Origin of the sequence: Bacteroides thetaiotaomicron VPI-5482 (genome assembly GCF_000011065.1) — a bacterium.
Taxonomy (GTDB): domain Bacteria; phylum Bacteroidota; class Bacteroidia; order Bacteroidales; family Bacteroidaceae; genus Bacteroides; species Bacteroides thetaiotaomicron.
Genome location: NC_004663.1, coordinates 3337927 through 3364366, shown reverse-complemented (window position 1 = coordinate 3364366; position 26440 = coordinate 3337927). Strand labels below are relative to the sequence as shown.

General features: G+C 45.9%; 20 protein-coding genes. 18 read left to right on the top strand and 2 right to left on the bottom strand.

The genetic code is table 11. From position 1 onward, the window contains the following. From rplQ to BT_RS13635, 3 genes are all read left to right on the top strand, one after another. Nucleotides 1-492, top strand: coding sequence for a 50S ribosomal protein L17 (rplQ, locus tag BT_RS13645; RefSeq protein ID WP_008762052.1), 492 nt, complete (start codon nt 1-3; stop codon nt 490-492). A gap of 147 nt (nt 493-639) precedes the next feature. Next, on the top strand, nt 640-1035 hold the full coding sequence (locus tag BT_RS13640) for a hypothetical protein (RefSeq protein ID WP_008765431.1): 396 nt from the start codon (nt 640-642) through the stop codon (nt 1033-1035). Between the two features lie 106 nt (nt 1036-1141). Further along, nucleotides 1142-1681 (top strand): hypothetical protein, encoded by a 540-nt coding sequence (locus tag BT_RS13635; RefSeq protein ID WP_008765432.1) that lies wholly within the window; start codon nt 1142-1144, stop codon nt 1679-1681. Nucleotides 1682-1871: 190 nt separating this feature from the next. Here BT_RS13635 and BT_RS13630 read toward each other — a convergent pair whose 3' ends face one another. Continuing rightward, nucleotides 1872-3686, bottom strand: coding sequence for a MutS family DNA mismatch repair protein (locus BT_RS13630; protein ID WP_008765433.1), 1815 nt, complete (start codon nt 3684-3686; stop codon nt 1872-1874). A 1055-nt stretch (nt 3687-4741) separates the two neighbouring features. Between BT_RS13630 and BT_RS13625 the strand changes: the two genes are divergently transcribed. From BT_RS13625 to BT_RS13560, 14 genes are all read left to right on the top strand, one after another. Then, a complete protein-coding gene (locus tag BT_RS13625) occupies nt 4742-5389 on the top strand; it encodes a DUF6563 family protein (protein WP_032840865.1) in 648 nt (215 codons plus the stop codon). Nucleotides 5390-5509: 120 nt separating this feature from the next. Beyond that, entirely contained in the window at nt 5510-7501 is a 1992-nt protein-coding gene (locus tag BT_RS13620) for a urocanate hydratase (protein ID WP_008765435.1), read from the top strand. 28 nt (nt 7502-7529) lie between these two features. After that, nucleotides 7530-8432, top strand: a complete 903-nt coding sequence (gene ftcD / locus BT_RS13615; RefSeq protein WP_008765436.1) for a glutamate formimidoyltransferase — start codon at nt 7530-7532, stop codon at nt 8430-8432. Between the two features lie 97 nt (nt 8433-8529). Then, nucleotides 8530-9783 carry an imidazolonepropionase gene (gene hutI, locus BT_RS13610; RefSeq protein ID WP_011108451.1) on the top strand — a complete coding sequence of 418 codons (1254 nt, stop codon included), beginning with the start codon at nt 8530-8532 and terminating at the stop codon, nt 9781-9783. A 21-nt stretch (nt 9784-9804) separates the two neighbouring features. After that, the gene (locus BT_RS13605; RefSeq protein WP_011108450.1) at nt 9805-10434 is read left to right on the top strand and encodes a cyclodeaminase/cyclohydrolase family protein; all 630 of its coding nucleotides are present in this window, start codon (nt 9805-9807) and stop codon (nt 10432-10434) included. Next, nucleotides 10431-11930, top strand: a complete 1500-nt coding sequence (gene hutH, locus BT_RS13600; protein ID WP_011108449.1) for a histidine ammonia-lyase — start codon at nt 10431-10433, stop codon at nt 11928-11930. Before BT_RS13605 ends, hutH begins: the two co-directional genes overlap by 4 nt. A gap of 331 nt (nt 11931-12261) precedes the next feature. Further along, nucleotides 12262-12912, top strand: coding sequence for a TetR/AcrR family transcriptional regulator (locus tag BT_RS13595; protein WP_008765448.1), 651 nt, complete (start codon nt 12262-12264; stop codon nt 12910-12912). Between the two features lie 49 nt (nt 12913-12961). After that, nucleotides 12962-14308 carry a TolC family protein gene (locus BT_RS13590; protein ID WP_008762063.1) on the top strand — a complete coding sequence of 449 codons (1347 nt, stop codon included), beginning with the start codon at nt 12962-12964 and terminating at the stop codon, nt 14306-14308. A gap of 31 nt (nt 14309-14339) precedes the next feature. Further along, nucleotides 14340-15356, top strand: coding sequence for an efflux RND transporter periplasmic adaptor subunit (locus BT_RS13585; RefSeq protein ID WP_008762064.1), 1017 nt, complete (start codon nt 14340-14342; stop codon nt 15354-15356). Nucleotides 15357-15386: 30 nt separating this feature from the next. Then, on the top strand, nt 15387-18545 hold the full coding sequence (locus tag BT_RS13580; RefSeq protein WP_008762065.1) for an efflux RND transporter permease subunit: 3159 nt from the start codon (nt 15387-15389) through the stop codon (nt 18543-18545). A 12-nt stretch (nt 18546-18557) separates the two neighbouring features. Next, nucleotides 18558-18851 carry a PG0541 family transporter-associated protein gene (locus BT_RS13575; protein ID WP_008762066.1) on the top strand — a complete coding sequence of 98 codons (294 nt, stop codon included), beginning with the start codon at nt 18558-18560 and terminating at the stop codon, nt 18849-18851. Nucleotides 18852-19072: 221 nt separating this feature from the next. Next, a complete protein-coding gene (locus BT_RS13570; RefSeq protein ID WP_011108446.1) occupies nt 19073-20467 on the top strand; it encodes an SGNH/GDSL hydrolase family protein in 1395 nt (464 codons plus the stop codon). After that, nucleotides 20421-21362 carry an SGNH/GDSL hydrolase family protein gene (locus BT_RS13565; RefSeq protein WP_370448190.1) on the top strand — a complete coding sequence of 314 codons (942 nt, stop codon included), beginning with the start codon at nt 20421-20423 and terminating at the stop codon, nt 21360-21362. The genes BT_RS13570 and BT_RS13565 overlap by 47 nt, the downstream gene beginning before the upstream one ends. Continuing rightward, nucleotides 21349-22836: an MBOAT family O-acyltransferase gene (locus BT_RS13560; protein ID WP_008765451.1), complete on the top strand. Its 1488-nt coding sequence runs from the start codon at nt 21349-21351 to the stop codon at nt 22834-22836. Before BT_RS13565 ends, BT_RS13560 begins: the two co-directional genes overlap by 14 nt. Nucleotides 22837-22973: 137 nt before the next feature. On the opposite strand, the gene BT_RS13555 is transcribed toward BT_RS13560, so the two are convergent. Beyond that, the gene (locus BT_RS13555) at nt 22974-23120 is read right to left on the bottom strand and encodes a hypothetical protein (RefSeq protein WP_155516878.1); all 147 of its coding nucleotides are present in this window, start codon (nt 23118-23120) and stop codon (nt 22974-22976) included. A 104-nt stretch (nt 23121-23224) separates the two neighbouring features. On the opposite strand from BT_RS13555, the gene BT_RS13550 reads away from it, so the two are divergent. Continuing rightward, nucleotides 23225-26230: a glycoside hydrolase family 2 protein gene (locus BT_RS13550; RefSeq protein ID WP_011108444.1), complete on the top strand. Its 3006-nt coding sequence runs from the start codon at nt 23225-23227 to the stop codon at nt 26228-26230. Nucleotides 26231-26440 lie beyond the last annotated feature (210 nt).

Here is a 26440-nt window from a genome sequence, read left to right as displayed (position 1 = left end):
ATGAGACATAATAAAAAATTCAATCATTTAGGTCGTACTGCTTCTCACAGAAGCGCTATGTTATCTAACATGGCTTGCTCCTTGATCAAGCACAAAAGAATCACTACGACTGTGGCAAAGGCAAAAGCTTTGAAGAAGTTTGTTGAGCCTTTGATTACAAAGTCTAAAGAAGATACTACGAATTCTCGTCGTGTTGTATTTAGCAACCTGCAAGATAAGATTGCAGTAACAGAATTGTTCAAAGAAATCTCGGTTAAGATTGCTGACCGTCCGGGTGGTTATACTCGTATCATCAAGACTGGTAACCGTTTAGGTGATAATGCAGAAATGTGTTTCATTGAGTTGGTTGACTACAATGAAAACATGGCTAAAGAAAAAGTTGCTAAGAAAGCTACTCGTACTCGTCGTTCTAAGAAGAGTGCCGAAGCTGCTGCTCCTGCTGCAGTTGAAGCTCCTGCAACTGAAGAACCAAAAGCTGAATCAGCTGAATAATTTTACAGTTATTCTTATACATATAAAAAAGGCTACTCATACGGGTAGCCTTTTTTGTATCCTTATGTTTTAGTTATCCTAAGATACATTAAAAGATTTACCGAATGAACTTTTCATAAGAATTATCTGTTATATTTGCAGGAGAATATGGCAAAATTTGTAAAGGTAATATTGTTTCTGTTGCTGGCGGTTGCCCTTCATGGGGTCGCAGGCAATGTTTTCACTGAAAAGCAGGTGGAACAACCAGAGCATGCTGTTACATATTCTATGAAACCGCAGGGGCAGATTAATGCTCCAGAATCTCCTTATCTTCCTGTGGCTGAATTAACTAATTTGCAAAGCCATCAGATATCGGTGACACGCATCCAACGTGTGCAAATCGGTGAATACTTCTCTTCTCTGAGAAATGTGCTGCAATGTTGTGCAGACCGTGATAACTCGCTGTCACAGCATTGGGGAAGGATTTATAATACTACAACTTCCTATTATTGCCAGCCTGCAAGTGAATATTATGTATTTACTTTAAGGCATATTATTATTTAGACGTTTATTTATTGGTATTATTTTACGGATTGCTGGCGTTAATTATATAGTGCCGGTCAGTCTTTATTATCTTCATATTTTTACTAATAATTTAAACTTCAATATTATGGCAACTCAAGCTATTGATGCTACTATATTTGCATCTTCACATCCCGATATCGCTAAACGTACGAGTATCTCCGGTCTTTTAATTTCTTGTGTAATGTTACTGATTGGTATTTTATCTTTTGCTTCTACTTTTGAACTGGAAGATAAATCGTCTACTGTCAGTATGGCTCTGATGGTCTTTGGAACAGGATTGTTCCTTTTAGGTATATTCCGGCTTTTCTGGAAGTCAAAAGAAGTGGTCTATGTACCGACAGGAAGCATAGCGAAAGAGCGTAGTATTTTCTTTGATCTGAAGCATATGGACAAGTTGACTGACCTTGTTAATTCCGGTTCATTTTCTGCGGATTCAAAGATAAAGAGTGAGGCAAGTGGTAATATACGTATGGACGTGATACTATCTGCTGATAATAAATTTGCAGCTGTACAGCTATTCCAGTTTGTACCTTATACATATCAGCCGGTGACTGCTGTGCATTATTTTACCAATGATGCAGCTGCAGCTGTTGCTGCGTTTCTGACTAAAAGTCAATTGAATTAAAGTGCTTAATGCCAAATGGTATTCATGTTGATGGCGAATTGTCATTCATCAGAAGATCATTTCTAAGATAGTCAAGTGCAGGGATGCAGGGATAAATGGATAATGGATTGATAATTACTGAATATCGCACTTCTATGTCTTAATAGCTTAGATACAAGCAGGCTTTAAGGAATAATTTGACATGTGGGGATTAACCGTCGATGACGGCAATCCCCATTTTTTTCATTAAGAAGCACGCATTCATGTTCTGTGCGACTCCGCTTCTCATCTGGTATGAAAATGTCAGTTCGTTGTTGGTAATGTCCGCTTCGAAACAATAATTCCGGATATTTTGTGGAAAAGCATCTATTAGTGTGCCTAGCAGTAGGTCATGAGTAGCGATAATACCATTGGCATCCATGCTCATGAACTGTTTGATTAAGGCAAAAGAACCTTTCTGTTTATCCATAGAGTTAGTTCCTTTCAGAATTTCATCAAGGATGATAAATAATTCTTCTCCGGCTTTGAGTTTATCAATGATTAGTTTCAGTCGTTTGAGTTCGGCGAAGAAGTAAGATTCGTTGTCGGTGAGTGAATCACTTGTCCGGAGGCTGGTGACAAGACGAGCGGGAAATATTTCCATTTTCGCAGCCCATACAGGAGCACCAATGCAAGCCAAGAGGTAGTTGACACCTACGGTGCGCAGGTAAGTACTTTTGCCTGCCATGTTGGCGCCGGTAATAATGATAAAGAACGGGCGTTTCTCCATATCGATTCCATTGCGGACACATTTATTGCGGTTCATGAGCGGATGCCCTAAGGCTTCGGCTTGCAGATGGAAAGACTGAGAAGTTATTTGAGGATAGATGTAATCCGGATGGTTGTATGAGAATGTTGCAAGAGAACAATAAGCATCAATTGCTCCGATAGCTTCGATCCAGCGGGGAAGATCTGCGGAGTGTGCTTCTTTCCATTTCTCGATTTGCATGACTTGGCGGAGTTCCCAAAATAGGAGGCCGTTCAAGATGGTGCTCATTAGCAGATTACCTCGCTGGTCGAGTGCATTCATGAGTTTAGCAAGGCGATGTACGGACTGGGAAGCTGTTTGATTTTGGCTTGTAAGTTCGGCTTTCAGTTGTTGCAATGCAGGGCTGTGCATCTCTTTTTTCTCGGTGATGAGAATCTGGTCGGCGTAAGTAGACAGAATTTGTAGTTTTTCGCCATACGTCGCTTGTATTTTGGTTATTCCTTTTGAGAAGATAAAACTGAATACGACAAAGCATGCAAATACTATCCCGCTGATGCTTGCAGGGAGAAATCCCAGAATCGTTGCGCCGATACACAGGAGGTTTATAATACCTACTGCTGTCGGGAGGATACGGAGGAAAGCGTGTTTCCGATAGTCGCTCGGACTGTTGACCCATTCTTTAATTTCAGAGGTGTCGGATGGCTTGCCTTTATAAAGTAATCCGAGCAGGCGGAATTGTTGTCGAAACTCAAGTTCTGAAGATAGTTCCCGAATCGCTTCCTGACGTTGTTCGATAGCTTCTTTTTCTTCCAGATGTGCATTGAACCAGTTGGCAAGACGCTGTTTGCCGATGGGGGTCGAAGTACGATTGATATACTGGAATAGTGAGTGCTCGCCAAATATGTCCAAGTCGAAAGTATAGAGATGAGACGGATCGATGTATTCCTTTCCGTTGTCGAAGTCGGAAAAGTCATATTGCAGTGCTCGTAGTTCCTGCTGATTGATTTCTATTTTCTTTTTGAGATAATCTTTCCAGTAAAACCATCGGTTGTGGCTTTGCACCAGCCAAATGAAAGCGATGATGGGAATTACGGTAAAGACGATGAGCTTTAACCATCCATCAGACCAAAAAATAATAGCGGAGGCTACTGCTTCTACGAATAAGATCAGTCTCAGAAGGCTGATATAGCGAATGCGTTTCCGCGCTTTTTGTAGTTGTTGTTCTGTTTCCTGAATGATTTGTTGATAGGTTGCTATAATATTTTCTTGTTTTTCCATACGATTATATTGCTTTTCGGACAAAGGTAATATAATTCGTAAAAGGCAGAATGGGAGCGTGTTTTTGTAAAGAGCAGATTTACTCTTTATTAACGGTCATTCAGTAATCGGTGATGAAGCAAGTTGTGATGGTTTAGAGTAAAGTTACATAGGAAATAAACACACTTTGTTATTGTCACTTGTCACCTTTGCGTGATAAGTGTCTTATAATTAGTCAAGTAATGGTGATAATAACCGGTGATAATAAGGTGATAATAGATGTTTTTCTGCTTTCTATTATCACCTGTTTTTAATAGACAATACGGTTAATTTGCTGATTATCAGTGGTAAGCGCACTGTTTTAAAGCCTTTGCCTATTTATGTTAAGAACTCCCTTTTAGGCATGAATGTACGTTGTTTATGCCATATATTACTTCCTGTATGCCGCCTATATTAAGACAAGACTCGGCAACCTTAACCTGTAAACAAGGTTTGACTAATATATTTTGTTCGTTTCATATTTTCGTTTCACGTCCGTGATCTGTTCGGTTCACGTATGTGAGCTCAATAGTTTACGTACGTGGACTGATGGGAGCATGTACGTGAAACGATTTATTGTTACTGACGGAATATATTAATCATGCCTGCATAATAGCATAATGAATCGTTCATTTGCTGTTGTTCCCGGGAGCTTATTCTTTCATAGTTGATATGGGGCTGACTAAAAAGTCGGTAGTATCTTAAATCTTCTCCTTCCCGAAGGGAGGGGAATTGGAGATACTACCGACTTTTTAGTCAACCCTGACGACTCAGGTATTAACGCCTGATATTCCGGATGAAAAAAGACAAGATAAGATTATAAAAAGAACCATAAACCGTATTTCATGAGTAAACAAACTTCGGGGACGATTGACTTGCTTCCGGGATAATTGTGTGTAAGAGGTGCTGTGCCAAGAAGGCGAAAGGGGCTTCTTGGCTTCTTTTTTCAACATTTCTTTTTCCATTCTTGCATTTATGCGCTAAAATTTATAACTTTCCACTCGAAAAGGCGTTGAATGAAGAAAGGAGGATGGCTTATGAAGAAAGGATATATTTTGTGGTTGCTGATAAGCGTGATTAGCCTTCCGGTAGTTGCGCAGAATATCATTTATTCAAACTTGAAAGAGTTGATGGTTCAAGATGGCGATACCCTTGCAGTGTTGCGAGTAGAGAAGCGTTCCAGAAGCCAGATTCTATTGACAGGCGGGGCTGACTACCGGATAACGGCAGGCAATGATGAATCTATGTGCCGCCAGTTGAAGAAGCGTTGTTTTGCGGTGCGTACTTCTGAAGGAGACTTATTTATCAACTGTCGTAAGTTGCGTTATAAAAAGATGCGTTTCGGGGTGTGGTATGCTCCGGCTGTTCAGTTGGGCAAAAATATCTATTTCTGTGCGATGCCATTAGGGTCGGTAATCGGTGGGACATTTGCAGAAGAAGATGATGTGAAACTGGGCGGAAATGTGGGAGATGCTCTTGCTGCTTCAAGTCTGGTTACTAAACGGGTCTGCTATGAGCTGAACGGTGAGACCGGAAAGATTGATTTTGTAGGAAGAGAAAAGATGGCGCAACTGCTGGAAAAACATCCGGAATGGAAAAAAGCCTACCTTACAAAAGACAGTCAGGAAGCGAAGCATACCTTCAAGTATCTGCAAATGCTGTGTGGTGAGCAGCAGAAAGAATAAATAATACCTTTCTGATAATAAATCTACCAAAACCTTTGTCTTTTCTCTTCTTTTTTTCTATATTGCGAAGAGTTATAGAACTGTATTGCTTACAGTTTGTAATCCTTAATTCTGCTTATTATGAAGATAACTCTTGGCAACACGTTACCTCCCTACCCAGCTTTCATAGAAGGTATCCGGAGGGCCCCCGACCGTAGTTATATGCTTACGCCGGCGCAGACAGCTACGGCATTGAAGAATGCATTGCGCTATATCCCCTTGGAATTGCATGAGCAACTGGCACCTGAATTTATGGAAGAATTGCGTACCCGTGGGCGAATTTACGGATACCGCTTCCGCCCCGCAGGCGATCTGAAAGCCAGACCGATTGATGAATATCGTGGCAAATGTGTGGAAGGCAAAGCCTTTCAAGTAATGATTGACAACAATCTCTGTTTTGATATCGCGTTGTATCCCTATGAGCTTGTTACTTATGGTGAAACCGGACAAGTTTGTCAGAACTGGATGCAATACCTTCTGATCAAGCAATATCTCGAAGAACTTACTCCTGAGCAAACACTGGTCATTGAGTCCGGACATCCGTTGGGACTGTTTCGTTCCCGTCCCGATGCTCCCCGCGTTATTATTACCAACTCTATGATGATAGGCCAGTTCGACAATCAGCACGATTGGCACATTGCCGCACAAATGGGAGTTGCCAACTATGGGCAGATGACGGCGGGCGGCTGGATGTATATCGGTCCGCAGGGTATTGTTCATGGCACTTTCAACACATTACTCAACGCCGGGCGATTGAAACTCGGCATTCCGCAGGACAAAGATTTGCGTGGTCACCTCTTCGTATCTTCCGGTTTGGGAGGAATGAGCGGGGCACAGCCAAAGGCAGCCGAAATAGCCGGAGCAGCCTCTATTATAGCCGAAGTCGATAGCTCCCGTATCGAAACACGTTATCGGCAGGGATGGGTAGGCCATGTCACACAGGACCTGTCGGAAGCTTTCCGCCTGGCAAAAGAAGCGATGGAACGTCGGGAACCTTGCTCGATAGCCTATCATGGCAACGTCGTTGATTTGCTGGAATATGCGGAACGCGAGCAGATTCATATTGAACTTTTGTCCGATCAGACCTCTTGTCATGCCGTTTACGAAGGAGGCTACTGTCCCGTAGGCTTGACTTTCGAAGAGCGCACCCGCCTTCTTCATGAATCTCCTGATCAGTTCCGTCGTCTGGCAGACGCTTCTTTGCGCCGCCATTTTGAGGTAATCCGGAAACTGGTGGCATGCGGCACTTACTTCTTCGATTATGGCAACTCCTTTATGAAAGCGATTTATGATGCCGGAGTGAAAGAGATTTCCCGCAATGGAGTTGATGAGAAAGACGGATTTATATGGCCGAGTTATGTAGAAGATATCATGGGACCCCAACTCTTTGATTATGGCTATGGCCCCTTCCGATGGGTATGTCTGAGCGGTAGGCACGAAGATCTGATAAAAACGGACCGTGCCGCAATGGAGTGCATTGATGTCAATCGCCGGGGACAGGATCTGGATAATTATAACTGGATACGCGACGCCGAAAAGAACAGGCTGGTAGTAGGTACTCAGGCACGTATTCTCTATCAGGATGCCGTAGGAAGAATGAATATCGCCCTCCGTTTCAATGAAATGGTACGGCGGGGAGAAGTAGGACCGATCATGTTGGGCCGCGATCATCATGATGTGAGTGGAACCGATTCGCCTTTCCGTGAGACATCGAATATCAAAGACGGAAGTAATGTCATGGCTGATATGGCCGTGCAGTGTTTCGCCGGAAACTGCGCGCGTGGCATGAGCTTGGTAGCCCTGCATAATGGCGGCGGAGTCGGTATCGGAAAAGCGATTAATGGCGGCTTCGGCATGGTATGTGACGGCAGCGAACGGGTAGACGAGATACTTCGCTCGGCTATGCTTTGGGATGTGATGGGCGGAGTGGCCCGCCGTTCGTGGGCCCGCAATCCGCATGCAATGGAAACTAGTGACGCTTTCAATGAATCACATTCGGAAGGGTATCATATAACGATGCCTTATCTGGCTGATGACGAGCTGATTAAAAAGACAATAAAAGAAGCATTGTAATAGAAAGTAACGAAATAGAGAAATAAATATGAATTGGAGTAAGATCATCGAATGTGTCCCCAACTTTAGCGAGGGACGTGATTTGGAGAAAATAGACAAGATAGTAGCCCCTTTTCGTGGCAAATCCGGCGTGAAGCTGCTCGATTATAGCAATGATGAAGATCATAACCGTCTGGTAGTCACTTTGGTTGGCGAACCGGAAGCCTTGCGCGATGCAGTCATTGAAGCTATCGGCATTGCTGTCCGTCTGATAGACCTTAATCATCATAGCGGACAGCATCCCCGCATGGGAGCGGTGGATGTGGTTCCTTTCATTCCGATCAAGAATACGACGATGGAAGAAGCCGTCGCCCTGTCGAAAGAAGTGGCTTCCCGGGTGGCGGAACTATATAATCTCCCAGTCTTTCTGTATGAAAAGTCCGCCACAGCTCCGCATCGGGAAAATCTGGCCTCCGTCCGTAAGGGAGAATTTGAAGGAATGGCGGAGAAAATCAGACTTCCCGAATGGCAGCCCGACTTCGGTCCTGCCGAGCGTCATCCCACTGCCGGAACGGTAGCTATCGGTGCCCGAATGCCGCTAGTCGCTTATAACATCAATCTGAGTACCAATAATCTTGAAATAGCCACGAAGATAGCAAAGAATATCCGGCATATCAACGGCGGTCTCCGCTACGTCAAAGCAATGGGGGTGGAACTGAAAGAACGGAATATCACCCAAGTATCCATTAATATGACCGATTACACCCGCACCGCCCTTTACCGTGCTTTCGAATTGGTGCGTATTGAGGCCCGCCGCTATGGAGTGGCGATTGTTGGAAGTGAGATCATTGGTCTGGTGCCGATGGAAGCGCTGATAGATACGGCCTCCTATTATTTAGGACTGGAGAATTTCTCCATGCAGCAGGTGTTGGAAGCGCGTATCATGGAATAGCACCCGGAGTATTAAAATAATGTGCGTCCGATATAAAGCTGCGGAAACTTATATCGAATTATGATTGAACTAATAAGAACCGAATAATAAAAGATCAATGAGTGAAAACCTGATTATATTCAATGCCCGTATTGTCACTCCGACAGGAACCTCCGCCCGTAAAGGTGCGGAAATGGGACAACTCCGTATCATAGAAAACGGAACGGTAGAAGTGACCAAAGGCATCATCACTTACGTCGGCGAGAGTCGTGGCGAAGATCGTGACGGCTACTACCAGCATTACTGGCATTACAACGCCCGGGGACATTGCCTGCTTCCGGGCTTTGTCGATTCGCATACCCATTTTGTTTTTGGCGGAGAACGTTCCGAAGAATTTTCATGGCGGCTGAAAGGCGAAAGCTATATGTCCATCATGGAACGTGGCGGAGGGATAGCCAGTACCGTAAAAGCTACCCGGCAAATGAATTTCCTGAAACTTCGCTCGGCAGCCGAAGGCTTTCTGAAGAAGATGAGTGCTATGGGAGTCACCACGGTAGAAGGTAAAAGCGGTTATGGACTCGATCGGGAAACAGAGCTGCTGCAACTGAAAATAATGCGCAGCCTGAACAATGACGAGCACAAACGTATCGACATTGTATCCACTTTCTTAGGAGCCCACGCCCTTCCCGAAGAGTATAAAGGAAGAGGAGACGAATACATCGACTTTCTGATTCGTGAAATGCTCCCCGTTATCCGCGAGAACGAACTTGCCGAATGTTGTGATGTCTTTTGCGAACAAGGAGTTTTCTCTGTCGAACAGTCCCGCCGCCTCCTTCAGGCAGCCAAAGAACAAGGCTTCCTGTTAAAGCTCCATGCCGATGAAATCGTTTCCTTTGGTGGCGCTGAGCTGGCTGCCGAACTGGGCGCTTTGTCTGCCGATCATCTGCTTCAGGCTTCCGATGCCGGAATCCGTGCAATGGCCGACGCAGGAGTAGTAGCTACCCTGCTGCCTCTGACGGCTTTCGCACTGAAAGAACCTTATGCACGCGGTCGTGAAATGATTGATGCCGGCTGTGCCGTGGCACTTGCCACAGACTTGAATCCGGGAAGCTGTTTCTCCGGTTCCATCCCGTTGACCATTGCTTTGGCGTGTATTTACATGAAACTTAGCATCGAAGAAACCATCACTGCCCTTACACTGAACGGAGCTGCTGCCCTTCATCGGGCAGACCGGATCGGAAGCATCGAAGTAGGCAAGCAAGGTGACTTTGTCATACTGAATTCGGACAATTATCACATTCTGCCATACTACGTAGGCATGAACTGTGTCATCATGACTATTAAAGGCGGTATGCTATACCCCGTCAATTGATAACTAAAAGCATAAAATACCATGTTAGCAGATTTAACCGTAAAAGATTTCTTAGATAAGGTAGCCGGCAATGATCCGGTACCCGGCGGTGGCAGTATTGCCGCTTTAGGTGGAGCGCTGGCTTCCGCTTTGGCCACGATGGTGACAGGACTCACCATCGGCAAGAAAGGATATGAAGCCAGCGAAGAAGTAATGCAGCACGCACAGACGCTTACCACCCGATTCCAAAAAGAATTCATCGCCTTGATTGATAAAGACTCCGAAGCCTATGATGAAGTTTTTGCCTGTTTTAAACTTCCCAAAGCTACCGATGAAGAAAAAGCTGTCCGTAGCGCTGCCATTCAGGAAGCCACCAGGCATGCCGCCCTCATTCCGATGGAAGTTGCCCGAAAAGCACTTGAAGTGATGCCCGTCATAGCAGACATCGCCCGTCTGGGAAACCGGAACGCTATTACAGACGCCTGTGTAGCCATGATGGCAGCACGATCCGCCGTATTGGGGGCATTGCTGAATGTCCGCATTAATCTGGGGGTACTTAAAGACAAAGAATTTGTCCAAGAATTGCAAGCCGAAGCGGACCGGATAGAGCAAACCGCTTGCCGGAAAGAGAAAGAATTACTGGATGCCGTCAACCAAGACTTACGCGTATGAGCAAGAATGTGTATCAAATAGGTTCCGGAGAACTGACCTTCGAAATCATCGAACGGATCATCAACGAGAATCTGAAGCTGGAACTGGCTCCCGAAGCCAAGCTCCGCATTCAGAAATGCCGTGATTATCTCGACCATAAAATAGCTTCTTCCGAAGAACCTCTTTATGGCATCACCACCGGCTTCGGCTCGTTATGCACTAAAAATATATCTCCCGGCGAATTGGGAACCTTGCAGGAAAACCTGATAAAGAGCCATGCCTGCAGTGTAGGCGAAGAAATCCGTCCTGTCATCATCAAACTGATGATGTTGCTCAAAGCCCACGCCCTCTCGTTGGGACATAGCGGCGTGCAACTAATCACTGTGCAGCGTATCCTCGACTTTTTCAATAACGACGTACTGCCCATCGTCTATGATCGCGGTTCTTTGGGAGCTTCCGGCGATCTCGCCCCATTAGCCAATCTGTTCCTTCCTTTGATCGGTGTGGGCGACGTCAACTATAAAGGAAAGAAATGCGAAGCCATCAGCGTGCTCGACGAATTTGGCTGGGAACCCGTCCGGCTCATGAGCAAGGAAGGGCTTGCACTGCTCAACGGTACCCAGTTCATGAGTGCCAACGGTGTATTTGCCATTCTCAAAGCCTTCCGCCTCTCCAAGAAAGCCGACCTGATAGCCGCCCTTTCTCTCGAAGCCTTCGACGGACGCATCGACCCGTTTATGGATTGCATCCAGCAGATACGCCCTCATCCCGGACAGATCGAGACGGGAGAGGCTTTCCGTAAACTGCTGGCAGGCAGCGAACTGATCGAACGTCCCAAGGCGCACGTACAGGATCCTTACTCTTTCCGTTGCATTCCGCAAGTGCATGGTGCTACGAAAGACGCTATCCGCTATGTTTCCTCCGTACTGCTGACCGAAATCAATTCCGTCACGGACAATCCAACGATCTTCCCTGACGAAGACAGAATCATTTCCGGTGGAAATTTCCACGGTCAGCCGTTGGCTATCTCCTATGACTTTCTAGCCATTGCCTTGGCAGAACTGGGAAACATTTCCGAACGCCGTGTCTCTCAATTGATTATGGGACTTCGCGAACTTCCGGAGTTTTTGGTAGCCAATCCGGGACTGAATTCCGGTTTTATGATTCCCCAATATGCTGCTGCGTCTATGGTCAGCCAGAACAAAATGTACTGTTATGCCGCATCGAGCGATTCCATCGTTTCGTCCAACGGGCAGGAAGACCACGTAAGTATGGGGGCCAATGCCGCAACCAAACTTTATAAAGTGATGGACAACCTTGAACATATCCTTGCCATCGAACTGATGAATGCTGCGCAGGGCATCGATTTCCGCCGTCCGCTGAAAACGTCTCCGCTGCTGGAGAGTTTCCTGCATGCCTACCGGAAAGAAGTGCCTTTTGTGAAAGATGACATCGTGATGTATAAAGAAATACATAAAACAGTCGCTTTTTTAAAAAGGACTAAGTTAGAGTACTAAACCTCCTTTTTCGCTTTTCGTTAATAATGGTGACTGTTATTGCCGGATAAACGATCGATTCTTATCGGTATTTATCCGGCATTTGCCGATTATTCTCCCTCTTACAGCGATAAAACTTTACTTCATATACCTCTATTCCTTACTTTTGCTCTATATTTCCTCTTAACACTTGTTTTCATATACCTCTAATGAATGATAATATTTATCAAATGGGCTATAAATAAAAGGAAACTTGATTTGTTAATTGAGTTTTCTATATATCTTTGTTCCGTTTTTCGCTTTAAATGGTGAATTTATAGAAAACTGAGTCTAACAAAATCTAAAAAGAGTGATGATGGAGCATGGAAGAGACGCGTCCCAAAAGGCGGAGCTGAGAGAACGGATTATAATGACCGCGACAGAAGCTTTTACTTTGAAAGGTATCAAGTGTATTACGATGGATGACATTGCGGCAGCATTGGGCATTTCCAAACGTACGCTCTATGAGGTTTTTGCAGATAAGGAATCATTATTGAAAGAGTGTATTCTGCAAAAGCAAGCTGAAAGAGACAAATACTTGCAGGAGATATACGAGCAATCCAACAATGTGCTGGAGGTGATACTTGCTGTCTTTCAGAAAAGCATCGAGATCTTTCATCAGACCAACAAGCGCTTCTTCGAGGATATAAAGAAATATCCGAAGGTATATGCGATGATGAAAGACCGTAGTGAAAGTGACTCGGAGAAGACGATGTCTTTCTTTAAGTCGGGGGTAGAGCAAGGTATCTTTCGGGCGGATGTCAACTTTGAGATAGTCAATCTGTTGGTGCGCGAGCAGTTTGATGTGCTGCTGAATACGGACATTTGCAACGAATATCCTTTTATAGAAGTATATGAATCCATCATGTTTACCTATATACGTGGCATTTCCACGGAAAAAGGAGCCAAAGTTTTAGAGGAATTTATATCAGAATATCGTAAAAACCGGGTCGAGCAACAATAGGAGCTAGGTTCGGATGACAAACAATTAAGGATCAAATAGAAACGAGTTTATGAACAGATTGAAAAGATTGACAGGCAAGAAAATGCTTCTGACGGCAATGGCTCTCTGTGCGTTTGGCTTTGCAAAGGCTCAGACGGAGCAGACAACGCAGAATACGCTGACATTGACGTTGGACAAAGCCCTGGAAATAGCGTTGGATGAGAATCCTACGATAAAGGTGGCGGCAGAAGAAATTGCCTTAAAGAAAGTTGCAAGTAAGGAAGCATGGCAGAGCCTGTTACCCGAAGCAAGCCTAAACGGATCATTGGATCACACGATCAAAGCGGCTGAAATGAAACTGAACGATATGTCGTTCAAGATGGGGCAGGATGGTACGAATACCGCCAATGCCGGACTGAGCATTAACCTGCCTTTGTTTGCACCGGCAGTCTACCGGGCCATGTCAATGACAAAGACGGATATCGAACTGGCAGTGGAGAAGTCGCGTGCTTCCGAACTGGATTTGATCAATCAGGTAACCAAGGCTTATTATCAGCTGATGCTTGCACAAGATAGTTATGAAGTGCTTCAAGGCAGCTATAAGTTGGCAGAAGATAATTTCAATGTCGTGAACGCCAAATATCAACAAGGTGCAGTCAGCGAATTTGACAAGATCAGCGCAGAAGTACAGATGCGCAGCATCAAGCCGAATGTCATTTCTGCCGCCAATGCCGTGACGCTGGCAAAACTCCAGTTGAAAGTGTTGATGGGCATTACGGCTGATGTGGATATTAAGACTGACGATAATCTGACAAACTACGAATCAATGCTGTTTGCCAATCAGTTGAAAGAAGAAGATATGAGTCTGGAGAACAATACAACGATGAAGCAGTTCGAGCTGAATATGAAATTGCTCGAAAAGAACGTGAAGTCGCTGAAAACGAACTTCATGCCTACTTTGTCGATGAGCTTCTCTTATCAATATCAGTCTTTGTATAATCCGAACATCAATTTCTTTGATTATACGTGGAGCAACAGTTCGTCTTTGATGTTCAATCTGAGCATTCCTTTGTATAGGGCGAGCAACTTTACGAAGGTAAAATCGGCCCGCATCCAGATGCGCCAGCTTGACTGGAACCGTATCGATACGGAGAGAAAACTGAATATGCAGGTAGTCAGCTACCGTAACAATATGACTGCCAGTTCCGAGCAGGTGGTCAGCAACAAAGAAAACGTGATGCAGGCTGAAAAAGCGGTACAGATTGCCGGAAAACGTTATGAAGTCGGTAAGGGAACCGTGCTTGAACTTAACAGTTCGCAGGTATCACTGACGCAGGCACAACTTACTTACAATCAATCAATCTACGATTACCTGGTAGCTAAGGCTGACCTTGATCAGGTTTTGGGAAAACAATAAAGATAGACAACTAAAATTACAACTAAGGAATATGAAAAAAGGTATCCAATTAGTGGCTCTGCTATTGACAGTAGTAATGAGCTCATGTACGGGTGGAAAAGATAAGGCTGCTGTGAAACAGGAAGACGAGAAGCCCAGAGTAAAAGTGGCTGATGTAACAGCCCGTCCCGTAGATCAGATACAGGATTATACAGCGACGGTAGAAGCTGAAGTAAAGAACAACATTGCTCCTTCGTCACCTGTCCGCATCGACCGGATTCTGGTAGAAGTGGGCGACCGTGTATCCAAAGGCCAGAAGCTGGTGCAGATGGATGCAGCCAACCTCACACAGACGAAACTGCAACTGGACAATCAGAAAATTGAATTTAATCGTATCGACGAACTTTATAAGGTAGGCGGTGCTTCCAAATCAGAGTGGGATGCTGCGAAGATGCAGCTCGATGTGAAGCAGACTGCTTATGATAATCTGGTAGAGAATACGTTTCTGTTGAGCCCGATCAACGGAGTAATCACTGCCCGTAATTACGATAATGGTGATATGTATAGTGGCGGAAGTCCGGTGCTGGTAGTAGAGCAGATCACTCCGGTCAAGCTGATGATCAATGTGTCTGAAACCTACTTCACGAAGGTGAAGAAAGGCGAACCGGTAGATGTGAAGCTGGATGTATATGGCGACGAACTGTTCAAGGGAACTATCAGCCTGATCTATCCGACTATCGACGCAACTACCCGTACTTTCCAGATCGAGATCAAGTTGGACAACAAAGATCAGCGTGTACGTCCGGGAATGTTTGCCCGTGCTACCTTGAACTTCGGTACGGCGGACAACGTCGTAGTACCCGACTTGGCTATTGTGAAACAGGCAGGTTCCGGCGATCGCTATGTGTACGTTTATAAAGATGGCAAAGTGTCCTACAACAAAGTGGAGTTAGGCAGACGTATGGGCTCGGAGTATGAGCTGAAATCCGGTGTGCCCGATAACTCGCAGGTGGTAGTGGCCGGACAGGCACGTCTGATAAACGGTACGGAAGTAGAGATCGAGAAGTAAAATCACTATTAAACTAATCACTATAAAGAAATGAGTTTATACGAAGGTGCGGTTAAGAAACCGATTATGACCTCCCTCTGCTTTCTGGCAGTGGTGATTTTTGGTCTTTTCTCTTTGTCCAAGTTACCTATCGACTTGTATCCGGACATCGATACAAATACGATCATGGTAATGACCGCATATCCTGGCGCAAGTGCTTCGGATATAGAAAATAACGTTACCCGGCCGCTGGAGAATACCTTGAATGCGGTGAGTAACCTGAAACATATTACCTCTCGTTCTTCCGAGAATATGTCATTGATTACATTGGAATTTGAGTTTGGTAATGATATTGACGTGCTGACGAATGATGTACGTGACAAACTCGACATGGTAAGCTCACAGCTGCCGGATGATGTCGAGAATCCGATCATCTTCAAGTTCAGTACGGACATGATTCCGATTGTATTGCTTTCGGTACAGGCCAATGAGAGCCAAGCCGCGCTTTACAAGATACTGGACGACCGTGTGGTTAACCCGTTGGCACGTATTCCCGGTGTGGGAACGGTGTCTATCAGTGGTGCGCCGCAGCGTGAGATTCAGGTATATTGCGACCCTAACAAACTGGAAGCTTATAACCTGAGCATTGAAACTATCAGCTCTATTATCGGAGCCGAAAACAAGAATATTCCGGGCGGTAACTTCGATATCGGTAGTGAGACGTATGCCCTCCGTGTGGAAGGGGAGTTTGATGATTCCCGCCAGTTGGCAGATATCGTAGTAGGTACGCACAATGGAGCGAATGTCTTCCTGCGTGATGTGGCCCGCATCGTGGATACGGTGGAAGAGCGTGCGCAGGAAACCTATAATAACGGTGTGCAGGGTGCGATGATTGTGGTTCAGAAGCAGTCGGGCGCCAACTCTGTAGAAATTTCCCGTAAGGTAGAAGAAGCGCTTCCGCGTTTGCAGAAGAACCTGCCGAGTGATGTGAAGCTGGGAGTGATTGTCGATACTTCCGATAATATCTTGAATACGATTGACAGTTTGGCAGAGACTGTAATGTATGCCTTGCTGTTCGTTGTGATCGTCGTGTTCCTGTTCCTGGGGCGCTGGCGTGCGACATTGATTATCTGTATCACGATTCCGCTTTCGTTGATCGCTTCCTTTATCTATTTGGCGATTACCGGAAATACGATCAACATTATCTCACTGTCGTCTCTGTCTATTGCCATCGGTATGGTGGTGGATGATGCGATTGTGGTACTTGAAAACGTGACGACACATATTGAGCGTGGCTCGGACCCGAAACAGGCAGCAGTACATGGAACGAATGAGGTGGCTATTTCCGTAATCGCTTCTACGCTGACCATGATCGCTGTGTTCTTCCCGTTGACCATGGTAAGCGGTATGTCCGGTGTGCTCTTCAAACAGCTGGGCTGGATGATGTGTGCCATCATGTTTGTGTCTACCGTGGCGGCTCTGTCACTGACCCCGATGCTCTGTTCGCAATTACTTCGTTTGCAGAAGCGCCCGTCGAAGATGTTCAAGCTCTTCTTTACTCCGATAGAGAAAGCGTTGGACGCACTCGATACAGGTTATGCGAAAATGCTGAACTGGGCAGTTCGTCATCGTCCGGTTGTGATTGTGGGATGTATTGCTTTCTTCGTTGTCAGCTTGCTGTGTGCGAAAGGAATCGGTACGGAGTTCTTCCCTGCACAGGATAATGCCCGTATTGCTGTTCAGCTTGAATTGCCGATCGGTACACGAAAAGAGATTGCTCAGGAACTTTCCGAGAAGCTGACTAACCAGTGGCTGACGAAGTATAAAGATATCATGAAGGTATGTAACTATACCGTAGGTCAGGCGGACTCGGATAATACGTGGGCTTCCATGCAGGACAACGGCTCGCACATTATTTCCTTCAACATCAGTCTGGTAGACCCGGGAGATCGTGATATCTCACTGGAAGCAGTCTGTGACGAGATGCGTCAGGACTTGAAAGGTTATCCGGAGTTCAGCAAGGCACAGGTTATTCTGGGAGGTAGTAATACAGGTATGTCTGCTCAGGCAAGTGCCGACTTTGAGATATACGGATACGATATGACGATGACTGATAGCGTAGCAGCCCGTTTGAAACGTGAGTTGCTGACTGTGAAAGGGGTGACCGAGGTGAACATCAGCCGTAGTGACTACCAGCCCGAGTATCAGGTTGATTTCGACCGTGAGAAGCTGGCGATGCACGGACTGAACCTGGCTACAGCCGGTAACTACTTGCGTAATCGTATCAATGGTGCCGTTGCTTCCAAATATCGTGAAGACGGGGATGAGTATGATATCAAAGTGCGCTATGCACCCGAATATCGTACAAGTCTGGAAAGCATCGAGAACATCCTTATTTATAATGCCAAAGGCGAGTCCGTGCGTGTAAAAGATGTCGGAAAGGTAGTCGAACGTTTTGCGCCTCCTACCATTGAGCGTAAAGACCGTGAACGTATCGTGACCGTATCCGCCGTTATCTCCGGTGCTCCGTTGGGTGACGTAGTGGCAGCAGGTAACAAGCTTATTGATAAGATGGATATTCCGGGAGAAATCACGATTCAGATTTCCGGTTCGTATGAAGACCAGCAGGATTCGTTCCGCGACTTGGGAACATTGGGTATCCTGATTGTCATTCTTGTATTCATCGTAATGGCAGCACAGTTCGAGTCTCTGACTTATCCGTTCATTATCATGTTCTCTCTGCCGTTTGCATTTAGTGGAGTCTTGATGGCGTTGTTCTTTACGGGCAGTACGCTGAGTGTAATGAGTTTGCTGGGAGGTATCATGCTGATCGGTATTGTGGTGAAGAACGGTATTGTGCTCATCGACTACATCACGCTCTGTCGAGAGCGGGGTATGGCGGTCATCAACTCTGTGGTGACATCTGGTAAGAGCCGTCTCCGTCCGGTATTGATGACAACAGCTACTACCGTTCTGGGTATGATCCCGATGGCTATCGGTGGCGGACAAGGTTCTGAGATGTGGAGTCCGATGGCGATTGCCGTAATCGGTGGTCTGACGGTATCTACTGTGTTGACACTCGTCCTGATTCCTACGCTGTACTGTGTATTTGCCGGAACAGGTATCAAGAACAGACGTCGTAAACTCCATCGCAAACGCGAACTGGATGTCTACTTCCAGGAACATAAAGATGAAATTATTAAGAAATAACAGAAAAGAAATATGAAATCAGTATTGATAACATTCGATCAGGCGTATTACGAACGGATCATGGCATTGCTCGACCGTCTGAACTGCCGTGGCTTTACATACCTTGAAAAGGTGCAGGGACGTGGCTCAAAGACAGGCGATCCGCACTTCGGCAGCCATGCCTGGCCCAGTATGTGTTCGGCTATCCTTACGGTGGTCGATGACAATAAAGTCGATCCGTTGCTGGATACACTGCATAAGATGGACTTACAGACCGAACAGCTGGGATTACGTGCATTTGTATGGAATATTGAACGGACCATCTAGCGTTCGAACAGTGAATAAATAATCGGAAGGGAGAATCTATAAATAATGTAGATTCTCCCTTCTTTTTTCTTGCTTTTCCCTATCTTTGCAGCCTGAAAACGTCCGGCACCGATGAACTTGTGGTCCGGCACCGATGAGGCCTTCCTTCGGCACCGATGAGGAGGTGGCTCGGCACCGGGTAAAAAACGAGGACTCAATGAGTGCTTATATCTACTTATAAGATGGAGATTATCAAGAACTACCTGAAATATTCGTTATGGCTTGTACTGATCGTGTTTGCAGCACTCTTTGGGTTGCACTGGCTTCCGGCTATAACGATCGACGGACACACGATGAGGCGTGTCGATCTTTTAAGCGATCTTCGCTATCCGAAGCAGGAAGTGGCGGTAGCCGATTCGGATACCATTCCTTTACCTCCTGTCGTAAAGCCGGTTTTTGTCGATACTTGTCGTGCGGGCATGACTTGTATTGAAGATTACGGTGACTCTACCCGTCGCGGTATGGCTTCTTTTTATGAAGCGCTCGACCGTACTTCTTCTTCACATCCGGATCATGACGGGCTGGTACGTATCGCCGTTTTCGGTGATTCATTTATAGAGGCGGATATCTTTACGGCTGATTTACGTGAAATGCTTCAGAAGCGGTTTGGCGGTTGCGGTGTCGGATTTGTCACAATAACTTCGATGACGAGCGGGTATCGTCCTACCGTGCGGCATACTTTCGGCGGGTGGTCCAGTCATGCGGTGACGGACAGTGTGTATTTCGATAAAAAGAAACAGGGTATTTCCGGACATTACTTTATTCCCCGTGAAGGAGCATACGTTGAGTTGAGGGGGCAAAGCAAATATGCTTCGCTGCTTGATACCTGTCAGCAGGCTTCGATTTTCTTCTATAATAAAGATTCCGTTCATCTTACTGCCCGTGTGAATCGGGGGGAGAGTAAGAATTATTCCTTAGCGCCTTCGGGCGATTTGCAGAAGATTTCCGTTGAAGGACGCATCGGCTCTGTCCGGTGGACGGTAGATCGTGCCGATTCTACGTTGTTCTATGGCTTGGCGATGGATGGTAAGAAAGGAATCATTCTTGATAATTTCTCCTTGCGAGGCAGTTCCGGCTTATCGTTGCGGGGGATTCCGCAACAAATGCTGCGTCAGTTTAACGAGCAGCGTCCTTATGATCTGATTATTCTTGAATACGGATTGAATGTGGCTACCGAACGGGGACGCAATTATGATAATTATCAGAAGGGACTGCTCACTTCTATCGAACATCTGAAGAATTGTTTTCCACAGGCGAGTCTTTTGCTGTTAAGCGTCGGCGACCGTGATTATAAGACAGAAGACGGTGAACTTCGTACCATGCCGGGAGTCAAGAATCTGATTCGCTATCAGCAGAACATTGCTGCCGAAAGCGGTATCGCTTTCTGGAATATGTTTGAAGCGATGGGAGGCGAAGGCAGTATGGCGAACCTCGTACACGCCAAACCTTCGATGGCGAACTACGATTATACTCATATCAACTTCCGGGGAGGCAAACATCTGGCAGGACTGCTCTATGAAACATTGATATATGGTAAGGAACAATATGACAGGAGGCGTGCTTATGAGCAAGAATAACCTGTTGCTGGGCTTTATCTTGGGACTGATGGCAACATTCTTTCTTCTTTCGGCAGGAAAGGCGCAAGACCGTATCCCTGCCTGTCCTCCACTGGGGAAGACCTTGAAAATGATAAAACCTTTGCGGGAAATGAACTGGGCGAATGATACCATCGCCGTGCAGACTTCTTTTCCTTCCGCTTTCCGCGAAACCGGAAGGGATGAGATAATCGACAGCATTGCCCTGCTGACACCCGTATTTGAACGTCTCCGTCAGGTACGTGCCGGACTTTCCGAAGATACGGTGCGTATTCTCCATATCGGAGACAGTCACGTACGCGGGCACATCTATCCGCAGACTACGGGAACGCTGCTGAAAGAAACCTTTGGTGCTGTCTCTTATACCGATATGGGGGTGAACGGGGCTACCTGTCTGACGTTTACCCATCCGGGACGTATTGCCGATATTGCAGCCATGAAGCCGGAACTGCTGATTCTGTCCTTCGGAACCAACGAAAGCCATAACCGGCGGTATAACGTCAACCTGCATTATAATCAGATGGACGAACTTGTCAAACTGTTGCGCGACAGCCTTCCCGATGTCCCTATTCTTCTCACCACGCCTCCGGGTTCTTACGAAAGTTTCCGGCAAAGGCGGCGGAAACGTACGTACGCCATCAATCCCCGGACGGTTACAGCGGCAGAAACAATTCGCCGTTATGCCAAAGATCATCGTCTGCTCGTGTGGGATATGTACGATGTAGTAGGGGGCAAGCGCCGTGCCTGTACCAACTGGACGGAAGCGAAACTGATGCGTCCCGATCATGTGCATTATTTACCTGAGGGATATATCCTGCAAGGAAATTTATTATACCAAGCCATTATTCAAGCTTATAATGATTATGTTTCCCATTGATATTGATTTCAGCCGGTTAAAAGAGGTGCTTACCTACGATCCGCAGGCACCGATGATATTCAGCAGTGGTATCTTCCTTTGGCTGTTTGCCGCCTTTATGATCGTATACACCTTGTTGCAGCGTAAGTATACGGCCCGTATTCTGTTTGTGACGCTTTTCTCTTATTACTTTTATTATAAGAGCAGCGGCACTTACTTTTTCCTGCTGGCGCTGGTCACGGTTTGCGACTTCCTGCTGGCGCAATGGATGGACCGTACCGAAGGACGCTGGAAACGCAAAGGGTTGGTGACTCTGAGTTTGGGAGTCAATCTGGGACTTCTTGCTTACTTCAAATATACCAATTTTTTGGGAGGAGTGATTGCCTCGTTGATGGGAGGAGAATTTACGGCGCTTGATATATTCCTGCCCGTAGGTATCTCATTCTTCACTTTCCAGTCATTAAGCTATACCATTGACGTTTACCGGAAAGACATCAAGCCATTGACCAACATACTGGATTACGCGTTTTATGTATCCTTCTTTCCGCAGCTGGTGGCCGGACCGATTGTGCGTGCCCGTGACTTTATTCCGCAAATCCGGAAACCGCTTTTCGTTTCTCAGGAGATGTTCGGGCGGGGGATTTTCCTTATTCTCTCCGGTTTGTTCAAGAAAGCAATCATTTCCGATTATATCAGTGTCAACTTCGTGGAGCGTATCTTTGATAATCCGACCCTTTATTCCGGTCTCGAGAATCTGATGGGAGTATACGGGTATGCTTTGCAGATTTACTGTGACTTCTCCGGATATAGCGATATGGCTATCGGTATCGCTCTGCTGTTGGGCTTTCATTTTAATCTCAACTTTAATTCTCCTTATAAGTCCGCCTCCATTACTGAATTTTGGCGGCGTTGGCATATCTCATTGTCCAGTTGGTTGCGCGATTACTTGTACATATCCTTGGGAGGAAACCGGAAAGGTAAGTTCCGCCAGTATCTGAATCTGATTATTACCATGTTTCTGGGTGGATTGTGGCACGGAGCTTCCTGGAACTTTGTACTTTGGGGAACATTTCACGGCATCGCTTTGGCGGTGCATAAGATGTGGATGTCCATCATAGGTCGTAAGAAAGGAGAACAAAGTCATGGCTGGCGTCGTGTATTCGGAGTCATTATCACTTTCCACTTTGTCTGTTTCTGCTGGATATTCTTCCGTAATGCCGATTTTCAGAACTCGATGGATATGTTGAGACAGATATTCACCACTTTCCGTCCGCAGCTTTTCCCGCAGTTGATCGAAGGCTACTGGCGCGTGTTTGCTTTGATGCTGCTCGGCTTTCTGCTTCATTTCACTCCGGATAGTTGGGAAAATGCTGCTTGCCGTGGAGTTATTCGCTTGCCGTTCTTAGGGAAAGCTCTGCTGATGGTGGCTCTGATTTATCTGGTCATTCAGATGAAGAGTTCGGAGATTCAGCCGTTTATTTATTTCCAGTTTTAGCTTTCTTTCCACACTGTTTTGAATTAAATGATAGTCAATAGTATCTTGAATGGGGCTGACTAAAAAGTCAATAGTATCTTAAATCTCCTCCTTCGGGAAGGAGGAGTACCCATAGGGGGAGGTGGTAGGTGAATACATTACTCTATCATTTTCAATAAAAAAGGAACAAACATTATTTCTCCTACCACCTCGGTCTTCGACCACTCCTCCTTCCCGAAGGAGGAGAATGGAGATACTACCGACTTTTGGGTCATCCCCAATGGAGATACTACTGTTTGATTCATTTTTAAACAGTTGTGAACAAATCTCTATGTAATCTGTATTTTAGTCTATGGACGTGTGTGGTATTTTGCGCTAGCTTTGCCACGAACAGATAAATAGACATACTATGAGACATAGAATCCTCTTTTTCTTTTTGGCTTTTATTGGAATAAGCCAGTTCGTGACATCGTCCGATGTCCGTAATAAATATAATTTCAATTCAGACTGGTTGCTTTATGTGGGTGATGTTCCCGAGGCAAAGCAGCCGCGTTTTTCTGATTCGGAGTGGAAGAAAGTGACTTTACCGCATGCCTTCAATGAAGATGAGGCTTTCCGCCTGAGCATTGATGAACTGACCGATACGATTATGTGGTATCGGAAACATTTCCGTCTGCCTGCCAACAGCAAGAATAAGAAAGTTTTTGTAGAGTTTGAAGGAGTCCGTCAAGGGGCGGATTTCTATATAAATGGTCAGAATGTCGGCCTGCACGAGAATGGTGTCATGGCTGTCGGTTTTGATCTGACTCCTTATATTAAGTACGGACAGGAAAATGTAATCGCAGTCCGCATCGACAATGACTGGAATTATAAAGAACGGGCGACGGGCACGAAATACCAGTGGAGCAATAAGAACTTTAATGCCAATTATGGCGGTATCCCCAAAAATGTATGGCTGCACGTCACCGACCGTCTGTATCAGACTTTACCTTTATATAGTAATCTCAAAACGACCGGAGTCTACATCTATGCCGAAGACATCCGTGTGAAATCGCGCAAGGCCATTATTCATGCGGAATCTGAAATCAGAAACGAATATAACCGTGATAAGCAGGTTTCCTATCAAGTAGAACTGATAGACCGTGATGGTACATCGATCCAAACATTCGAAGGAACAAAGGCGGTAGTGAAACCGGGTGAAACAATCACGCTGAAAGCGGCATCCGAAGTGGATAACCTGCATTTCTGGAGCTGGGGATATGGCTATCTGTATACAGTAAAGACAAGCCTGTGGGTAGATGGCAGGAAAGTGGACGAAGTTGCCACCCGCACCGGATTCCGTAAAACGCGCTTCGGTAAAGGAATGATCTGGCTGAATGACCGTGTCATTCAGATGAAGGGCTTTGCCCAGCGGACAAGCAATGAATGGCCGGGAGTCGGGATGAGCGTACCTGCCTGGCTGAGCGATTATAGCAATCATCTGATGGTGGAGGGCAATGCGAACCTCGTGCGCTGGATGCATGTCACCCCGTGGAAACAGGATATCGAGTCGTGCGACCGTGTAGGATTGATTCAGGCTATGCAGGCGGGAGATGCCGAAAAAGATTGTGAAGGACGTCAGTGGGAACAGCGTACGGAATTGATGCGCGACGCCATCATCTATAACCGTAATAATCCGAGTATCTTATTTTATGAATGCGGCAATGAGTCCATCAGTCGTGAACACATGATTGAGATGAAAGCGATACGTGATTTGTACGATCCTCACGGCGGCCGTGCAATCGGTTCCCGTGAAATGCTGGATATCCGCGAAGCGGAATATGGAGGCGAAATGCTGTATATCAATAAGAGTGCGCATCATCCGATGTGGGCAATGGAGTATTGCCGTGACGAGGGATTGCGCAAATACTGGGATGATTATTCCTATCCTTATCACAAGGATGGAGACGGCAGCAATTCTTATAAGTCCACCGTTACCAACAAAGTACAGAAGAAAGTGGATGCCCGTGTCTACAACCGTAATCAGGATTCCTTTACCATCGAAAATATTATTCGCTGGTTCGATTACTGGCGAGAACGTCCGGGAACGGGTGACCGTGTAAGTTCGGGTGGCGTGAAGATTATCTTCTCCGATACCAATACGCACTATCGCGGAGTAGAAAATTATCGTCGTAGCGGAGTAACCGACGCCATGCGTATTCCTAAAGATCCCTTCTTTGCACATCAGGTGATGTGGGACGGCTGGGTAGATACGGAATGTCCCCGCATCTATATCGTCGGTCATTGGAATTATAATGACACGGTAGTGAAACCGGTATATGTCGTATCGAGTGCCGATAAAGTAGAATTATTTCTGAATGGTAAGTCTTTGGGCTATGGTGAACAGGATTATCATTTTCTGTATACCTTCAAAGATATCGCTTTCGTACCGGGCAGACTGGAGGCCGTAGGATACGACGAAAACGGAAAAGAATGTTGCCGTACTCAGTTGCAGACTGCCGGCAAGCCGGAACAGATTCAATTGAGTTTCATCCAGAGTCCCGAAGGATGGAAAGCGGATGGTGCCGATATGGTATTGCTTCAGGTAGAAGTCATGGATAAAGACGGCAACCGTTGCCCGCTGGCAAATGACTTGATACACTTTGAAGTAGAAGGACCTGCCGAATGGCGTGGCGGCATCGCACAAGGAGAAAATAATTATATCCTTTCAAAAGACTTGCCGGTAGAATGCGGTATCAATCGTGCTTTGATCCGTTCGCTCACTACTGCCGGAAACGTCCGTATCACAGCGAAGGCCGACGGATTGAAGCCGGCAGAAATCAGCCTTACTTCCTCACCTGTCGAAGTGAAAAACGGTTTGAGCAACTATATCCCCGGTGATGAACTGGAAGGCAGGCTGACTCGTGGCGAGACTCCGCAGACTCCTTCATACAAGGTCTCAAAAGTGGATGTTGGTATCGTTTCCGCCATTGCCGGAGCCAATAATGAGAGTACAGTCAACAGTTTCGATGATAATGAACTGAGCGAATGGCGGAATGACGGGAAAGCAGCTACCGCATGGATTACCTATAAGTTGGAACGTGCCGCACGGGTGGATGAAGTCTGCATGAAACTGACTGGATGGCGTATGCGCAGTTATCCGCTGGAGATATATGCAGGCAAAGAACTGATATGGAGCGGAGATACGGATAAGAGTCTGGGATACGTCCACTTGGATGTAAAACCGGTACTGACCAATGAAATTACCATCCGGCTGAAAGGTACAAGCAAAGAAGGAGATGCCTTTGGACAAATAGTGGAAGTTGCCGCCCCCGTTGCCAATGAACTGGATTTGTTTAAAGCGAAGGATGGGGACAAGACCGGCCATGAATTGCGTATTGTAGAAATAGAGTTCAAGGAGAACTTGTTGAAATAGTTTTTTAGGGTTTGTATGATTGGTTTTCCAAGGACCGTCCATCGTACTGTCAGTATAGTGACATCATCTGTCTTTTTTGATCAGAATGTGTCTTCTTTACTGGCAGACTGAAGGACGTTGTTCCTTGATTTCAACCTTTGAATTTAGCAATAAGATGGAACATTATTAAAATATTTTCTCTTTCTTTGCAATAACGAAAAAACATTGAAC

Coding starts and splice junctions, on each gene's coding strand:
- rplQ (WP_008762052.1), top strand. CDS start 1: ATGAGACATAATAAAAAATTCAATCATTTAGGTCGTACTGCTTCTCAC.
- BT_RS13570 (WP_011108446.1), top strand. CDS start 19,073: ATGGAGATTATCAAGAACTACCTGAAATATTCGTTATGGCTTGTACTG.
- BT_RS13605 (WP_011108450.1), top strand. CDS start 9,805: ATGTTAGCAGATTTAACCGTAAAAGATTTCTTAGATAAGGTAGCCGGC.
- BT_RS13560 (WP_008765451.1), top strand. CDS start 21,349: ATGTTTCCCATTGATATTGATTTCAGCCGGTTAAAAGAGGTGCTTACC.
- BT_RS13585 (WP_008762064.1), top strand. CDS start 14,340: ATGAAAAAAGGTATCCAATTAGTGGCTCTGCTATTGACAGTAGTAATG.
- BT_RS13550 (WP_011108444.1), top strand. CDS start 23,225: ATGAGACATAGAATCCTCTTTTTCTTTTTGGCTTTTATTGGAATAAGC.
- BT_RS13575 (WP_008762066.1), top strand. CDS start 18,558: ATGAAATCAGTATTGATAACATTCGATCAGGCGTATTACGAACGGATC.
- hutI (WP_011108451.1), top strand. CDS start 8,530: ATGAGTGAAAACCTGATTATATTCAATGCCCGTATTGTCACTCCGACA.
- BT_RS13580 (WP_008762065.1), top strand. CDS start 15,387: ATGAGTTTATACGAAGGTGCGGTTAAGAAACCGATTATGACCTCCCTC.
- ftcD (WP_008765436.1), top strand. CDS start 7,530: ATGAATTGGAGTAAGATCATCGAATGTGTCCCCAACTTTAGCGAGGGA.
- BT_RS13630 (WP_008765433.1), bottom strand. CDS start 3,686: ATGGAAAAACAAGAAAATATTATAGCAACCTATCAACAAATCATTCAG.
- BT_RS13565 (WP_370448190.1), top strand. CDS start 20,421: ATGGTAAGGAACAATATGACAGGAGGCGTGCTTATGAGCAAGAATAAC.
- BT_RS13620 (WP_008765435.1), top strand. CDS start 5,510: ATGAAGATAACTCTTGGCAACACGTTACCTCCCTACCCAGCTTTCATA.
- BT_RS13635 (WP_008765432.1), top strand. CDS start 1,142: ATGGCAACTCAAGCTATTGATGCTACTATATTTGCATCTTCACATCCC.
- BT_RS13640 (WP_008765431.1), top strand. CDS start 640: ATGGCAAAATTTGTAAAGGTAATATTGTTTCTGTTGCTGGCGGTTGCC.
- BT_RS13555 (WP_155516878.1), bottom strand. CDS start 23,120: ATGAATCAAACAGTAGTATCTCCATTGGGGATGACCCAAAAGTCGGTA.
- BT_RS13625 (WP_032840865.1), top strand. CDS start 4,742: ATGAAGAAAGGATATATTTTGTGGTTGCTGATAAGCGTGATTAGCCTT.
- hutH (WP_011108449.1), top strand. CDS start 10,431: ATGAGCAAGAATGTGTATCAAATAGGTTCCGGAGAACTGACCTTCGAA.
- BT_RS13595 (WP_008765448.1), top strand. CDS start 12,262: ATGATGGAGCATGGAAGAGACGCGTCCCAAAAGGCGGAGCTGAGAGAA.
- BT_RS13590 (WP_008762063.1), top strand. CDS start 12,962: ATGAACAGATTGAAAAGATTGACAGGCAAGAAAATGCTTCTGACGGCA.